We start from the raw sequence: 16,360 nt of genomic DNA on the forward strand, positions 1-16,360 counted from the left end.
TGGCTTATTGGCGCTTGTTTCACTTTGATTTTTTTAGAGGAAAAACCATGACAGAAGGTTGGAATATCGCATTACTTGGGGCAACAGGTGCAGTGGGTGAAGGCATTCTTTCCCTACTTCAAGAAAGAGAGTTTCCCGTTGGTGAGCTTTATTTACTAGCCAGTGAGCGTAGTGCAGGAGAGAGCATTCGCTTCAACGGTAAAAGTTATCAAGTGCAAAACGTGGCTGACTTTGATTGGTCGCAGGCACAGATCGCCTTTTTTGCAGCAGGTGAAGCTGCCACGGTACAGTATGCTGAAGTCGCGGCGCAAGAAGGCTGTATCGTTATCGATAACAGCGGCGTTTTTGCATTAGAGCCGGATGTACCTTTAGTGGTGCCAGGCGTTAACCCGCAAGTTTTAGCCGATTATCGCAATCGTAATATTATTTCTGTCGCAGATAGCTATGTTAGTCAGTTATTAACGTCAATTAAACCATTGGTTGAAGCGGCAGGATTAGGGCGTATCACCCTGACTAACATGCTGTCTATGTCAGCTTACGGCAAGGCTGCGGTGGATGAATTGGCTGGTCAGAGCGCGCGTTTACTCAATGGTATTCCCGCTGAAGAGGGACGCTTTAGTAAGCAGCTGGCATTTAACATGTTGCCATTATTAGCGGATGCTGAAGGCAGTGTTGTGCATGAGCGCCGTTTAGTTGAGCAGGTGCGTAAAGTGCTGCAAGACGACGGTTTACCTGTGGCGGTGAGTTTTATTCAATCACCTGTTTTCTACGGTAATGCACAAGTTGTGCATTTAGAAACGTTACGCCCAGTCAGCGCAGAAGAAGCGAGTGAAGAGTTTGAACGTTTTGATGATATTCAGGTCTCAGAAGAGGGTGATTATCCAACTCAAGTGACTGATGCATCAGGCAATGACTTTTTAAGCATAGGTTGTATTCGTAATGACTATGGTATGCCGGAAGTTTTACAGTTCTGGTCAGTCGCGGATAACGTACGTTTTGGCGGTGCACTGATGGCGGTTGAGACAGCAGAAAAACTGGCTCAGGAGCTGTACTACTGATGTCGGAATCCCCAAAACTGCATCGTATTGCTCTCGGGATTGAATATAACGGCAGTCGTTATTACGGTTGGCAACGTCAGCAAGAAGTGCAAAGTGTACAGGGCTGCCTTGAAGCTGCGCTATCGAAAATTGCGGCTGAGCCAATCAGTGTTAATTGCGCCGGACGTACGGATGCAGGCGTTCACGCGACTGGGCAAGTTGTACATTTTGAAACTTCTGCCATTCGTAAAGAGGCCGCATGGACGATGGGCACGAATACCCATCTTCCGGATGATATTGCGGTTCGTTGGTGTAAGCCAGTGGATGATGAATTTCATGCGCGTTTTAGTGCAACTGCGCGCCGATACCGCTATGTTATTTTTAATCATCGTTATCGTCCTGCCATTTTATCGAATGGCGTAACGCATTTTCATTTTCCCCTTGATGAGAAGCGTATGCACCAAGCGGCACAAGCTCTACTGGGTGAGCGTGATTTTACCTCATTCAGAGCAGTCCAATGCCAGTCCAAAACTCCTTGGCGTAATGTGATGCACGTTAATGTGACGCGTCACGGAAACTATGTAGTTGTGGACATTAAAGCTAACGCGTTTGTGCACCATATGGTGAGAAACATTGTTGGCAGTTTGTTGGAGATTGGTTGCGGAAATCAAGATATTGATTGGATGGCACATCTTCTGGAATTAAAAGATAGAACGAAAGCAGCGGCAACAGCCAAAGCGGAAGGACTGTATTTAGTGAGCGTGGATTATCCTGAAAAATTTGACCTGCCACAGAATGTGATGGGACCACTATTTCTTGCAGATGATCTACTATAAATGTCGTTAATATAAATCTCCACATGAGGAACCCCATGGAGTTTATCAGTTTTATCATTGATTTTATTTTGCATATTGATGTGCATCTTGCGGAATTGGTCGCCCAATATGGTGTTTGGGTCTACGGTATTTTATTCCTGATTTTATTCTGCGAGACGGGGTTGGTGGTGACGCCTTTCCTCCCAGGGGATTCATTATTATTTGTTGCGGGTGCAATAGCAGCATTGCCAAGTAATGATTTAAACGTACACGTCATGGTACTGTTGATGATTATTGCGGCAATTATTGGTGATGCAGTGAACTACACCATCGGTCGTATCTTTGGTGAAAAGCTATTTCAAAATCCAAACTCAAAAATTTTCCGTCGTAGCTATTTAGATAAAACCCATGAGTTTTATGAAAAACACGGTGGAAAAGCGATTATCTTGGCGCGTTTTGTCCCAATCGTGAGAACTTTCGCGCCTTTCGTTGCGGGTATGGGAAAAATGTCTTACCGTCATTTTGCCTTTTATAATGTGACAGGTGCGTTATTATGGGTGTTACTCTTTACCTATGCAGGGTATTTATTCGGTGATTTGCCGATAGTACAAAAGAATTTGAAATTACTGATAGTCGCGATTATCTTTATTTCAATTCTACCGGGTGTCATTGAAATTATTCGCCACCGTCGTGCTGCTGCAAAAGAAAAAAATGCAGTAGCAAAAGAAAACAGTGCGGCGACGCAAAAAAACGATAACCAATAATCGGTTTGAAAAAAGTTTTTATCTACAGTGAGATATCATTGTGGTTTAATGGCAAAAAATAACATACTGATAGATACTCCTTATATCACCATCCCTGATATTCAGTGATTGGTATTACTTGGAGTCTTGTCAGAGTGCAATCAGACGAAAAGGTCCATTAATGAGCTGGATTGAGAAAATTTTAAAAAAAGGTACTTCAACCCCATCCCATAAAGCAAACATTCCTGAAGGTGTTTGGACTAAATGTGATAGCTGTGGGCAAGTACTTTATGGCGCTGAGCTTGAGCGTAACTTACAAGTGTGTCCGAAATGTGACCACCATATGCGTATTCATGCTCGTCAACGCCTTGAATCCTTCCTTGATGAAAACTCAACAACGGAATTAGGTAGCGAATTAGAGCCAAAGGATGTGCTCAAATTCCGTGATTCTAAAAAATACAAAGATAGAATTAGCGCAGCACAAAAACAAACGGGCGAAAAAGACGCTATCGTTGTTATGAAAGGGACACTCAAAGAGATGCCTATCGTTGCCGCAGCGTTTGAATTCTCCTTTATGGGTGGTTCAATGGCATCGGTAGTGGGAGCACGTTTTGTCCGTGCTGTAGAACAGGCTCTGGAAGATAACTGTCCATTAGTGTGTTTCTCTGCAAGTGGCGGCGCACGTATGCAAGAAGCGCTGTTATCGTTGATGCAAATGGCAAAAACCAGTGCGGCATTGGCAAAAATGCAAGAGCGCGGCTTGCCGTATATTTCTGTACTGACCGACCCAACTATGGGTGGTGTTTCTGCAAGTTTAGCCATGTTAGGTGATATCAACGTTGCTGAACCTAAAGCCTTGATCGGTTTTGCAGGACCTCGCGTTATTGAGCAAACAGTACGTGAAAAATTACCTCAAGGTTTCCAACGCAGTGAGTTCTTGTTGGAAAAAGGGGCAATTGACATGATCGTACGTCGCCAAGATATGCGTGACCGTCTGGCTGATGTATTAGCGATGTTAACGAATAAACCAAGTCCGAATACTGCGCCAACACTGGTTGTTGAAGTTGTTGATGTGGAAATTGATCTTGCTGACGCTGTCGATGGAACAGAAAACGCAAAAGGGTCTAAACATAAAAAAGATGATGAGTAATCTAATCATTCCTACAGCCAAGTCTCCTTTGGAGGCTTGGCTTTCTTATCTCACCGACCTACATAGCCAAAATATCGATATGGGGTTGGAGCGAGTAGGGCAAGCTGCCCGTCAAATGAATTTAACCCAACCTGCTCCGCGCGTCATTACCGTTACTGGAACCAATGGGAAAGGCACAACATGCCATACCCTTGAAGCTATTTTAATGGCGGCGGGCTTGAAAGTAGGTGTGTATAGTTCTCCCCATTTAGTTCGCTACACTGAACGTGTTCGTATCCAAGGTAAAGAACTGACTGAAAATGCGTTCTGCCAAGCGTTTGCAACCATTGAAGCGCAGCGTGGAAATATTTCGTTAACCTACTTTGAATATGGCACCTTAGCTGCACTACAATTATTTAAGCAAGCTGAGTTGGATATTGTGATCCTCGAGGTGGGCCTAGGTGGTCGTCTTGATGCTACGAATGTGGTGGACGCGGATATCGCAGCTATCACCAGTATTGCTCTCGATCATACAGATTGGCTAGGCTCTGACCGCGAACATATTGGTCATGAGAAAGCGGGTATTTTCCGTCAAGGTCACTATGGTGTAGTGGGTGAACCTGACATGCCTGACGCCATTGGTGCTTATGCTGACAAAATCGGCACAATGTTATTTCGGCGTGGCAAAGATTGGCATTATCAAGAGTATGCAGATCATTGGTCATGGGAAAGCCCACAGCGTTCATGGGAAGATTTACCCTTACCGAATGTGCCATTAGCCAATGCGGCAACGGCAATGGGGGTGATCAGCTGCTTGATGGAGATTGACTCTGTATTAGCGCAGAAAATAACCAACAAAGCGATTCACCAAGGCTTAAGTACCGCTCAGTTACCAGGGCGTTTCCAAATCATTGGCGAAAACCCGTTAATGATTTTAGATGTGGCGCATAATCCGCACGCTGCAGGTTACTTAGTTTCCAAACTCGCACAATTACCGAGGCGAGAAGGTCGTCGAATTCGTGCGGTAGTAGGCATGCTAGGGGATAAAGATATTCAAGGTACATTAACCTGTTTATCCCAACAAGTTACAGATTGGTATCTTGCGCCGCTAAGAGAATTTCGTGGTGCGGATGTGACTGAACTTAGCAAACATATTGATGGTGCTCACGAATTTGATTCAGTGGAAGCCGCTTGGCGACAAGCCTGCGTGGATGCGAAACCACAAGATGTGATTGTCGTGTGTGGATCATTCCATACAGTAGCACACGTCATGATGCTATTAGAGAAAACAGAAGGATAAAGTCAGTGGCTAGTAAATTCCAGAATCGTCTTGCTGGCGCCATTGTATTAGTCGCTGCGGGGGTCATTGTGCTGCCCGGGCTACTGGATGGCGATAAGAAATACAATGAAAATGAATTTGCAGCCATTCCGATTATTCCCAAACCGGGTGATGAAGAAGATATTGAGTCGATTGCACCGATTACACACAGTGCATCAACGGCTTCTTCAGAAGGAACTTCTGAAGCGATGTTATCGGAAGCTATCACCGAGCAAAAGCAAAGTGAACAGCCGCCAGTAGCCGCAAACAGTGCAAATCAAAGTGTGACAAATCAAAATAATGGCGCTCAAAATGGGAGTGCGATTCCGACAAATGTTGCGCCTGAAAAACCGCGAGTGGAGCCAAAGCCGGAACCTAAACCTGAGCCTAAACCAAAAGTAGAGTCAAAACCTGAACCAAAACCTGAACCTAAGTCGGAGCCTAAGCAAGAACCTCAAGGCAAAGCGTATGTGGTACAAGTTATCGCGCTAAATAATGCGAGTAAGGTTGAGGAGATAGTGGCTAAACTGAGATTGTCGGGGTATCAGGTTTATACGGTGCCAGCGAAACCGGTGAACAATAAATTAACCCGTATTTATGTAGGTCCTGAGGCATCAAGGCAGAAACTTGAATCTGCATTACCTGAACTTAATGCGATAACAGGTACAAAAGGGATTATTCAAGCTTTTAAGCCTTAAAATGACATTGGATTATCCCTAAAAAATAAGGGTATTTAGTAACTTACTGCGGCGATTATGATTTTTTCTTTTCGCCGCTGATTTTTTTAAATTCAATGAAAAATGGTTACGCAAACGTTTTCGTTTTCTGTTAGAATGCATTCGCCGCTGACGTGAATGCGAATTTTGGAATGAAATATGGTCTGGATTGATTACACAATTATCGCCATTATTGGCTTCTCGGCACTGGTAAGCCTGATTCGTGGATTTGTACGTGAGGCATTATCGTTAATCACATGGGGTTGTGCGTTCTTCGTTGCAAGTACGTTTTATCCCTACTTGGCGAGCTATTTTACGAACTTTGAGGATATTTTGGTTCGTAACGGTATTGCCATTGCGGCATTATTCATTGCAACCCTGATTGTAGGTGCGGTAGTGAATTATGTGATTAGCTCACTGGTACAAAAAACCGGATTATCGGGTACAGATCGTGTACTGGGGATTTGCTTCGGTGCGTTGCGTGGGGTATTAATTGTATCGGCGCTATTGTTCTTTCTCGATACATTTACTCCGCTTCCTCAAAGTGAGGATTGGCATCGTTCACAGCTTATTCCACAGTTCAGTCATATTATTAGGTGGTTCTTTGACTACCTGCAAAATGCGTCAAGTTTCCTACCGGAGAATATTTCTCCGTCTGGCTGATGAGGAAAGACTAAATGTGCGGTATTGTCGGTATCGCCGGTGTTTCACCGGTAAACCAATCAATTTATGATGCGTTGACGGTGCTACAGCATCGTGGGCAAGATGCAGCGGGTATTGCGACCATCGATGGTAAAAACAATATCCGTTTGCGTAAAGCAAATGGTTTAGTAAAAGATGTCTTTGAAACTCGCCATATGTTGCGACTTCAAGGTTCAATGGGCATAGGACATGTACGTTATCCTACAGCGGGTAGCTCAAGTGCATCTGAAGCTCAGCCTTTTTACGTTAACTCTCCTTTTGGTATCACCCTTGCACATAATGGTAACCTGACAAATGCTCACGAACTGACTCGTAGCCTATTTGAAACAGCGCGTCGCCATGTGAATACCACCTCAGACTCCGAAATTCTGCTAAATGTATTAGCGCATGAATTAGATAAGTTTGACCATTTTCCTCTCGAACCTGACAACATTTTTAGTGCCGTCGCGTCAATGCACAAAAAAATCCGTGGTGCTTATGCCTGTGTGGCATTGATTATTGGTCACGGGATGGTGGCATTTCGTGACCCATATGGCATTCGTCCATTAGTTCTCGGTCGCCGTATTTTGGCAACTGGCGAACACGAATATATGGTGGCATCTGAAAGTGTGGCATTAGACACGTTAGGTTTTGAATTCCTTCGTGATGTCGCACCCGGTGAAGCCGTGTATGTCACTGAAGATGGTAAATTATTTACTCGCCAATGTGCAGAGAATCCACAACTGACGCCGTGTATTTTTGAATATGTTTATTTTGCTCGCCAAGATTCCTTTATTGATAAAATCTCGGTGTATAACGCAAGATTGCGCATGGGGCAAAAGTTGGGGGCTAAAATTGCACGAGAGTGGGAAGATCTGCATATTGATGTCGTGATCCCAATCCCAGAAACCTCTTGCGATATCGCCTTGGAAATTGCACACATCCTAGATAAACCATACCGTCAAGGGTTTGTGAAAAACCGTTATGTTGGGCGCACGTTTATCATGCCAGGGCAGCAAGAACGTCGTAAATCAGTACGGCGTAAGCTGAATGCAAACCGTGCTGAGTTCCGTGATAAAAACGTTCTGCTGGTGGATGATTCGATTGTGCGCGGGACCACATCTGAGCAAATAGTGGAATTAGCCCGCGAAGCTGGTGCGAAGAATGTGTATTTTGCTTCCGCTGCGCCAGAAGTACGTTTCCCGAACGTATACGGCATCGACATGCCAAATGCGAATGAACTGATTGCACACGGTCGTGAAGTCGATGAAATTCGAAAATTGATTGGTGCAGATGGCTTAATTTTCCAAGATCTCAGCGACCTCGTGGACGCAGTTCGTGAAGAAAACCCAGAAATTAATGAATTTGAATGTTCCGTATTTGACGGCATTTACGTGACGAAAGATATTGACCAAAGTTATTTAAATTATCTGGAAAATCTGCGTAAGGACGATGAGTTAAAGTTGAAAGATCAGAGTGATGTTGAGGATTTAGAGATATACAACGAAGGCTAAATTTTCGGGGAGCCTCGTCATACTTCACGCTGTAGCGTTGTTGGCTGTATTAGCTAACCCTAGTCACATACCTGTGTATGCTCCTAGGGATTAGCTAACTTGCCGCCTAGCTACAGCATGAATTATTTAGAGGATTAAATCTAAAACTAAGCTGAAAATGAAGTTAGTCTGAATTACCTTTCACTCATGTTTCCTTCATTCCTTTATTTATACCCACTTATTCCGTGAGTAAAGTTTTGCTCTGTATTTTTACTATACTGACCTCTACACCTTGCCTCTCCCTCACTTCTTCACGATATTTGGTATATAATGCAGGAAATTACGTGAATTGGGGTTGAGCATGAAAAAACTTATCATTGGGTTAACGGGAGCGAGTGGGGCAATCTACGGTATTCGATTGCTGGAAGTGCTTAAACCTGTGAAAGATGTGGAAACCCACCTAGTGATGAGTGCGGCAGCACGTCAAACTCTCGCGCTGGAGACCGATTTCAGTGTGAAAGATGTTCAACAACTTGCTGACCATGTTTATGATAGCCGCGATATCGCCGCTGCAATCTCCTCAGGCTCATTTCGCACTGCGGGTATGGTAATAATGCCTTGTACTATGAAAACGCTTTCAGGCATCGTACACAGCTATACAGACACATTAGTAACCCGTGCGGCAGACGTCGTATTAAAAGAAGGGAAAAAACTGGTGTTAGGGGTACGGGAAACGCCACTGCATTTAGGGCATTTAAAATTGCTCGTTCAAGCCGCAGAAATAGGTGCCGTGATTATGCCCCCAATGCCTGCGTTTTATCATCAGCCTCAATCTATTCAAGATATTGTCGATCAAACCGTGAATCGCGTACTTGACCAGTTTGATATTCAGCTCGACCATGATTTGTTCACCCGTTGGCAGGGCGCTAAATAATCACGGTGTTGGTGTTAATAAATCTTCCAAAGCAATTCTCAGTTCAATAAATTCAAATGCAAAGCCAGCCTCTTCTAAGCGTTTTGGAATGGCTTGCTGTCCCCCTAATAATAAAGTGGCAGATTCACCAAGCACGCCTCTTACGGCGAAAGCGGGCGTGCGCACGAAAGAAGGGCGATTGAGTACATCTCCCATCATGGCAGCAAATTGGTCATTATGGACAGGATAAGGCGACGTCATATTAAACGGACCTGATAAATCCGGTGTTTCCATTAAAAACAAAATCGCTTTTACCATATCGTTAATGTGGATCCACGGCATATATTGCTTTCCATGACCAATCGGTCCACCTGCCCCCATTTTGAAAATAGGCAGAATTTTGGCGAGTAGACCACCTTTAGGGGATAAAACTAATCCAGTACGCAATAGGCAAACGCGCGTTTTGCTTGATTGGGCTTCGAGGGCAATGGCTTCCCAGCGTGCAGCTAACTGATGGGTAAATTCGTCATGGGGTTGGTCTGATTCAGTCACTACAGACTGACCTTGATCGCCGTAATAGCCAACAGCAGATCCAGAAAGAAATACATTCGGTGGGGTTTCACTGGCTTTAATCAAATCCGTTAACTGTTGGGTTATTTTCCAGCGACTTTCACAGAGGATTTGTTTTTGTGCGGTCGTCCAGCGTTTTTCTGCGATGGGTTCACCGGCAAGGTTGATGACTGCATCAAATTCGTTGAGATTTTTTCTATCGCTGAGGGTTGTCCAGCATTCAACCGCTTTACAAAATAGACTGTATACTTTTTGTGGTGAGCGACTTAATACCGTGACCTGATGTGAATGCATCACTAACGCTTGAACCAGTTGGGTACCAATTAACCCTGTTCCGCCTGTTATTAGTATTCTCATTTTTATCCCCTCTATTTAAAGCGTTATAACGCTCTAAATAATCCGATTTTTACCATCTAGTTTGAGTTAACTATAGCATTTGCAAATAAGAATTGTTGGGTTTCAGTTAACGGTTCAAAAAAAAGAATTTTGTGCTATATCTTAAAGGGATGTGTTGATTTTTATGAGGGAGACAAAGCACAAATTTGCTTAGGATCCCTTGCAACGTATAAGTGAAAAGAATACCTTGTATCAAAGTATTTCGTTGGGCAAGTTAAATAAGGTTTTCAGGATGGAACAACAGACCGAATTCGTCGAGTGGGTGGATATTGTTGACGAAGATAATAATGTGATAGCTCAAGCAACCCGTCGCCAAATGCGGGCTGAAAATTTACGTCATCGCGCAACGTATATCGTGGTACATGACGGTATGGGTAAAATTTTGGTGCAAAGAAGAACTGACATTAAAGATTTTTACCCTGGACTTTTGGATGCAACCGCTGGGGGCGTAGTGATGCAAGATGAAAATATTCTTGAATCAGCTAAGCGCGAAGCTGAAGAGGAGCTGGGCATTGCGGGTGTTCCTTTTGCGGAACATGGTACCTTCTATTATGAAAACGAAATCTGCCGAGTATGGGGTGGGCTGTTTAGTTGTGTGAGTCATGGTCCTTTCGCATTACAAGAAAGCGAAGTGGTTGAGGTGAGCTGGCTAACGCCAAAAGAGATTACAGCACGTTGTGATGAATTCACGCCTGATTCACTTAAAGCACTGTCATTATGGTTAACGCGCAATAATGAAGCGGATAAAGCGATTAGCTGTTCCAGCCCAGAGTAAGCTCGGATATTAGAAGAAAGGACTACCAAGGTAGTCCTTTTATATTTTATGATTTATAAAATTTTGGCTTGTTGATTTTATTCGGCAGCGGATATTGATGAAGTTTATCGGCGTAGGAGGTATTAACCTCGATGATTGGCTCATTTTTCTCATTCATTAAGCATTCTTGCTGAGATATTATTTTTTCAATGAGACTAAAAAAATTTTTCTTCTTCGCTGTTATATAAAGGCCTTTATTAGGTTCAAAGAACTTGAATATGATTTTATTGTTGATATGTTTAATCGTAATCCCCATAGCATGATCTTTCGTTAGAAAATCACAAATGGTATCCTTTTGTTGTTGTAGTCGATTATTAATTCGCTGTTTAAATTCTTCAAAGGTTATATAATTTTGTGGATTTAATTTTACATTGTTATCAATAATCGTATAGGTGTCATACTTTATATTATATTGGTTATTTCTTTGTGTTATTTGATGCTTAATGATTTTTTTCTGGTGATTTTTAACCAGTTCAAAAAACGGTTTAATGCCGACCTGTGATAAATCAGTTAGTGTAAAATTAGAACATTTTTTCTTAATTTCTCGAGCTGTTAGTTTCATTAAATTAAGTTCAAAATGACTTTTTCCTTTTAATACGTTCTTCTTGGCATTTTTCGATGTGGAATAGGTATAAAAATATAATTGATGTAATAATTTTTTTAAATTAATAGCATTATCTTCCCCTATATTATTCAGTAATAAGGCACCGTTTTTAAAAAGTACTGCATTGATAGAATTAAGCATATTTCTTTGTTTTAACTCATTGCTGTCATTTGAAAAATCAAAATTTTTTATGGCGTGGTCAATATGTAGACTATAATCAATTAATTTTTGTCTATCAATTATTTGACAAAAAGCATCATTTAAAAAAGTGTGATAATGGCGAATGTTTCCCTTGGCGTTATGTGTTTTATTTAATGCGCGCGCCAGATTTTTTATATATGTTTTTTCATCATTTGCATGAGCATAAAATAAGAAAGCATGTGTTAATCCATAACAAACACCTTTTTCGGCTTCTTGAATATTTTTAATGCCGATTATATTACGGGAAAACTCATTTTTAGCAGTATCTTTAAAATGGTCAGTTAATTTTATCTGTTTAAACTTAATACTGACTCTTTGGGGGATAATCATAACCATCCTCAATATTCTTGTGAAAACATAGAGGATCATGATATGAAAAAGGGAAAATGTTATTTTCAAATAGCGATGAAAAAACAAAGGTCAATCAGTTTCCTGATTGACCTTTTAACGTAATGCCTAATAACGAAAATTATGCGTTTTCGTTTTGTGCAGCTTGAATTGCTGTCAGTGCAACGGTGTAAACGATATCGTCTACCAGAGCACCACGAGATAAGTCGTTAACTGGTTTACGCATACCTTGCAGCATTGGACCGATAGAGACTAAGTCCGCAGAACGTTGTACGGCTTTATAAGTGGTGTTACCGGTGTTCAAGTCAGGGAAGATGAATACAGTGGCTTTACCCGCAACAGGTGAGTTTGGCGCTTTAGATTTTGCTACATCAGCCATAACCGCCGCGTCGTACTGTAACGGACCATCAATCATCAGATCTGGGCGTTTTTCTTGTGCTAAGCGCGTAGCTTCACGAACTTTTTCAACATCACTACCCGCACCAGAATTACCCGTTGAGTATGAAATCATCGCAACACGAGGTTCAATACCAAAGGCTTTTGCTGAATCGGCAGATTGGATCGCGATTTCAGACAGTTGCTCAGCAGTTGGATCTGGGTTAATTGCACAGTCACCATAAACAAAGACTTGTTCTGGCAGCAGCATAAAGAATACAGAAGAGACTAATGAGCTACCTGGTGCAGTTTTGATTAACTGTAATGGTGGGCGAATGGTGTTTGCTGTGGTATGAACCGCACCAGAAACCAGTCCATCTACTTCACCTTTTTCTAGCATCAATGTACCCAGAACAACGTTATCTTCCAATTGTTCACGAGCAACCACTTCGGTCATGCCCTTGCTCTTACGCAGCTCAACTAAACGCGCAACATATTCTTCGCGAACTTTAATTGGGTCAACGATTTCGATACCAGCGCCTAATTCGATACCTTGAGATGCTGCAACACGGCGGATATCATCAGGATTACCTAACAATACGCAGGTCGCGATACCACGTTCAGCACAAATCGATGCCGCTTTAACGGTACGTGGCTCATCACCTTCAGGCAGGACGATACGTTTGCCTGCTTTACGAGCCAGTTCAGTTAACTGATAACGGAACGCTGGAGGAGACAGACGGTTTGGACGTTCAGAATCAGCAACCAGAGATTCAATCCAGTTACTGCTAATGTGGCGAGCCACATAGTTTTGAATTTTCTCGATACGCTCATGGTCATCAGCAGGTACTTCAAGACTGAAGCTTTGCAGATTCAGCGAAGTCTGCCATGTGTTGCTGTTCACCATAAACACAGGTAAGCCCGTTTCGAATGCTTGTTCACAAAGTTTGCGAATAGGTGCATCGATATCATAGCCGCCTGTTAATAAGATAGCCCCGATTTCTACACCGTTCATTGCGGCTAAAGAGGCTGAAACCAGTACGTCAGGGCGGTCTGCGGAAGTCACTAACAGTGAACCTGGGCGGAAGTGTTCCAGCATGTGTGGAATGCTACGTGCGCAGAAGGTTACTGATTTAACGCGGCGAGTGTTGATTTCACCTTCGTTAACTACTTGTGCATTTAAGTGTTTTGCCATATCGATTGCACGGGTGGCAATCAGGTCAAAGTTCCAAGGGATCGTCGCTAATACTGGCAGATTCAAACATTCGAGCGCTTTCGCATCGATGTTAGCCACCGTCGCTTTGGTCGAATCGTCGAAAATTTCAGACAGGTCAGGGCGAGTACGACCTTGATCATCAACAGGTGCGTTAACTTTATTAACGATAACCCCGATGATATTTTCATTACGTTGACCACCGAACTCGTTACGAACCAGCTCTAAACGTTCTTGCATTTGCTGAATTGAGCTGTTGCCTGGCGCGGTAACGAAAACAATTTCTGCGCCTAAGGTTTTCGCAATTTCGTAGTTCAATGATTGAGCAAAAGAGTGCTTGCGCGTTGGGACTAAACCTTCGATCAGGATGACTTCTGCATTTTTGGTGTGCTCGTGGTAGCGAGCCACAATCTCTTCCATCAAAATATCTTTTTTAGATGATGTCAGAAGAGATTCAACATATTCCATTGTTAAAGGTTCAACAATGGTCGTGATGCTGGAGTGTGAACGTAAAACTTCGGTGGTTTGGTCTTTATTACCTGAAACGCGTGGTTGTGCGATTGGTTTAAATACGCTCAGCTGGACACCTTTTTGTTCCATTGAGCGAACGACACCCAGACTGACGCTGGTTAAACCAACGCTGGTGCCAGTAGGAATTAGCATAATTGTACGGGACACGGGAACCTCGTTTTTTGGTTACTCTAAAGCAGTACCGCCAGCATAAGGCTGGCGGCAAGAAAGTCTTTATGCTGTTAAGCGTGCAGCATCTTGGGCAATCACCAACTCTTCATTCGTTGGGATAACCAGTGCTGGGCGGCTGTTATCGGTGGTGATGACACCTTCTTTACCGAAACGTGCCGCTAAGTTGCGCTCGTGGTCATATTCGAAACCAAGAATAGCTAATTTCTTCAATGTGATTTCACGAACTTGTGCGGAGTTTTCACCGATACCACCAGTAAAGATAATCGCATCAAGGCGTCCTTCCATCAGCGCACTGTACGCACCAACATATTTTGCTAAACGGTGGCAGAATACATCCATTGCGCGGGTTGCATCCGCTTTGGCGCCATAGTTATCTTCAACATAACGGCAGTCGCTAGTCACACCCGTTAAGCCTAGTAAGCCAGACTCTTTCGTCAGCATTTTGTTGATTTGGTCAACGCTCATGCCTAATGAATCATGTAAATGGAAAATAATCGCAGGGTCGATATCGCCGCTACGAGTACCCATTACTAAGCCTTCTAATGGAGTTAAACCCATTGATGTATCAACACATTTACCGTTTACGATTGCTGATACTGAACCACCATTACCTAAATGGCAAGTGATAACGTTCAGTTCATCAACTGGTTTGTTCAGTTTTTTCGCTGCTTCACGAGAAACATAGTAGTGGCTAGTTCCGTGTGCGCCATAACGACGAATGCTGTGCTCTGAGTATAATTCGTATGGCAGTGCATACAGATAAGCTTCTTCAGGCATTGTCTGATGGAATGCAGTATCGAATACAGCGACGTTTTTACCGATCAGGTGAGGGAAGGATTTTCTTGCTTCTTCAATACCGATCAGGTGAGCAGGGTTGTGTAAAGGTGCAAATGGGATTGCCGCTTTAATACCTGCGATGACTTCATCGTCGATCACCACAGAAGACGTGAATTTTTCGCCGCCGTGAACAATACGGTGACCGATAGACGAAATTTGAGCAGACAGTTCAGGTTTCGCCGCAAGAATAGTATTCACGATGAAATTTAATGCTTCGCTATGCGCAGCACCTGCGCCTAAAGGCGCCTCATGTTTTTCGCCGTCCATTTTCCATTTAATACGAGCTTCAGGCAAATTAAAACATTCAGCTAAACCTGATAGAAATTCATCTCCATTAGTCGGATCGATGATTGCAAATTTCAGTGAGGAGCTACCGCAGTTTAAAACCAGTACCAGCTTACTTGACATGGAAATACCTATCTTAGTTGATGTTGTGAAGCCCGTTATCAGGACACACAGACTTAGTTGAAAAATGTAAGTCGCTAGAGCCTAGCGTATTTATATCCGACCAATTCATGATTGATATCATGATATGTGCAAAAAAGAACATGGGTCGATGATTTTACAGGGTTTTCTGTAGCAAACGTTACGTAATGCTGTTAAATAACTGTGAAAAATAAGTCACGGCATCGTGTTGAAATAACGTGCAGAGCCCCAATATATCACTGTTGTTTACTTATTAAAGAGAACTATTAAGCAACATAGCCCGGTAGTCATTCTAATTGCGGTCGATTCTACTAAAACTATTTTATATTTTATATGTTTTTTTTAAAAATAGGGCGTTTGGTTGATTAAAATCATAAATGCCATATAAAGTGTAGTTATAGCGGTAAGTTATGCATTCACTAGAATAGTGGGTTTCATTTAAGTTAGCTGGATTAAAGCTAAATTTGTGAAAATGAACTTAAAAACTGAGTGTGCGTTCATACTCAATTTGACGTAAGCTAGCCAAAGATTGATATTGTTTTTGTGATGGTAGTAGGAAATTTATTGATGAGCACAATACAAAGTACCCCTCCAGGTTTTTTTAAACGATTCAGATTAGGGAATCACTATCTGAAGGTTTTTCCTATGGAAAAAAAGCTAACACCGCTGTTTCCTGAGCTACGTATCAATAAAGCGATCCGGTTTGGGATCCGCTTCATGCCGCCAATTGCAATATTTACGCTCGCTTGGCAAATCGCCTTAGGTGGGCAGTTAGGACCTGCGGTTGCCACAGCGCTATTCGCCTGTAGCTTGCCAATGCAAGGGTTATGGTGGTTAGGCAAACGTGCTGTTACGCCATTACCTGCAGGGTTATTGAGTTGGTTTTATGAAATCCGCGATAAATTTACTGAAGCGGGAATTGCAATGGCGCCTATCGAACAACAGCCGGACTATCTGGCGCTAGCCGAATTATTGAAAAAAGCGTTCAAGCAGTTAGATCACACTTTTATGGAAGATATCTAACATTAT

At 42.8% G+C, this 16,360-nt stretch carries 15 protein-coding genes; 11 read left to right on the forward strand and 4 right to left on the reverse strand.

Annotated elements, in window-relative coordinates:
* The first annotated feature begins 47 nt into the window (after positions 1-47).
* The 9 genes from PR766_RS00770 (at position 48) to PR766_RS00810 (ending at position 8,866) form a co-directional block, all read left to right on the forward strand.
* Positions 48-1,058, forward strand: coding sequence for an aspartate-semialdehyde dehydrogenase (locus PR766_RS00770; protein ID WP_006660258.1), 1,011 nt, complete (start codon positions 48-50; stop codon positions 1,056-1,058).
* Positions 1,058-1,873, forward strand: coding sequence for a tRNA pseudouridine(38-40) synthase TruA (gene truA / locus PR766_RS00775; RefSeq protein ID WP_036962966.1), 816 nt, complete (start codon positions 1,058-1,060; stop codon positions 1,871-1,873). Before PR766_RS00770 ends, truA begins: the two co-directional genes overlap by 1 nt.
* A gap of 35 nt (positions 1,874-1,908) precedes the next feature.
* On the forward strand, positions 1,909-2,616 hold the full coding sequence (locus PR766_RS00780; protein ID WP_006661352.1) for a DedA family protein: 708 nt from the start codon (positions 1,909-1,911) through the stop codon (positions 2,614-2,616).
* A gap of 160 nt (positions 2,617-2,776) precedes the next feature.
* The gene (gene accD / locus PR766_RS00785; protein WP_006660261.1) at positions 2,777-3,745 is read left to right on the forward strand and encodes an acetyl-CoA carboxylase, carboxyltransferase subunit beta; all 969 of its coding nucleotides are present in this window, start codon (positions 2,777-2,779) and stop codon (positions 3,743-3,745) included.
* A complete protein-coding gene (folC, locus tag PR766_RS00790) occupies positions 3,735-5,024 on the forward strand; it encodes a bifunctional tetrahydrofolate synthase/dihydrofolate synthase (RefSeq protein WP_036962968.1) in 1,290 nt (429 codons plus the stop codon). The genes accD and folC overlap by 11 nt, the downstream gene beginning before the upstream one ends.
* Positions 5,025-5,029: 5 nt before the next feature.
* A complete protein-coding gene (gene dedD, locus PR766_RS00795) occupies positions 5,030-5,740 on the forward strand; it encodes a cell division protein DedD (RefSeq protein WP_036962970.1) in 711 nt (236 codons plus the stop codon).
* A gap of 177 nt (positions 5,741-5,917) precedes the next feature.
* On the forward strand, positions 5,918-6,421 hold the full coding sequence (cvpA, locus tag PR766_RS00800; protein ID WP_006660265.1) for a colicin V production protein: 504 nt from the start codon (positions 5,918-5,920) through the stop codon (positions 6,419-6,421).
* A gap of 14 nt (positions 6,422-6,435) precedes the next feature.
* Positions 6,436-7,953, forward strand: coding sequence for an amidophosphoribosyltransferase (gene purF, locus PR766_RS00805; protein ID WP_006660266.1), 1,518 nt, complete (start codon positions 6,436-6,438; stop codon positions 7,951-7,953).
* A 340-nt stretch (positions 7,954-8,293) separates the two neighbouring features.
* The gene (locus tag PR766_RS00810) at positions 8,294-8,866 is read left to right on the forward strand and encodes a UbiX family flavin prenyltransferase (RefSeq protein ID WP_006660267.1); all 573 of its coding nucleotides are present in this window, start codon (positions 8,294-8,296) and stop codon (positions 8,864-8,866) included.
* On the opposite strand, the gene PR766_RS00815 is transcribed toward PR766_RS00810, so the two are convergent.
* A complete protein-coding gene (locus PR766_RS00815) occupies positions 8,867-9,772 on the reverse strand; it encodes a TIGR01777 family oxidoreductase (protein ID WP_006660268.1) in 906 nt (301 codons plus the stop codon).
* Between the two features lie 271 nt (positions 9,773-10,043).
* Between PR766_RS00815 and yfcD the strand changes: the two genes are divergently transcribed.
* A complete protein-coding gene (yfcD, locus tag PR766_RS00820) occupies positions 10,044-10,586 on the forward strand; it encodes an NUDIX hydrolase YfcD (RefSeq protein ID WP_006660269.1) in 543 nt (180 codons plus the stop codon).
* Between the two features lie 46 nt (positions 10,587-10,632).
* On the opposite strand, the gene PR766_RS00825 is transcribed toward yfcD, so the two are convergent.
* The 3 genes from PR766_RS00825 to ackA all read right to left on the reverse strand — a co-directional run bounded on the left by PR766_RS00825 (position 10,633) and on the right by ackA (position 15,313).
* Positions 10,633-11,760, reverse strand: a complete 1,128-nt coding sequence (locus PR766_RS00825) for a hypothetical protein (protein ID WP_154636393.1) — start codon at positions 11,758-11,760, stop codon at positions 10,633-10,635.
* A gap of 139 nt (positions 11,761-11,899) precedes the next feature.
* Complete coding sequence (pta, locus tag PR766_RS00830) at positions 11,900-14,044, reverse strand: phosphate acetyltransferase (RefSeq protein ID WP_230086838.1); 2,145 nt, start codon at positions 14,042-14,044, stop codon at positions 11,900-11,902.
* 66 nt (positions 14,045-14,110) lie between these two features.
* The gene (ackA, locus tag PR766_RS00835) at positions 14,111-15,313 is read right to left on the reverse strand and encodes an acetate kinase (protein WP_154636394.1); all 1,203 of its coding nucleotides are present in this window, start codon (positions 15,311-15,313) and stop codon (positions 14,111-14,113) included.
* A gap of 585 nt (positions 15,314-15,898) precedes the next feature.
* Between ackA and yfbV the strand changes: the two genes are divergently transcribed.
* On the forward strand, positions 15,899-16,354 hold the full coding sequence (gene yfbV / locus PR766_RS00840; protein WP_006661358.1) for a terminus macrodomain insulation protein YfbV: 456 nt from the start codon (positions 15,899-15,901) through the stop codon (positions 16,352-16,354).
* Positions 16,355-16,360: the final 6 nt, after the last annotated feature.

This window comes from Providencia sp. PROV208, from assembly GCF_028479465.1.
GTDB lineage: Bacteria > Pseudomonadota > Gammaproteobacteria > Enterobacterales > Enterobacteriaceae > Providencia > Providencia alcalifaciens.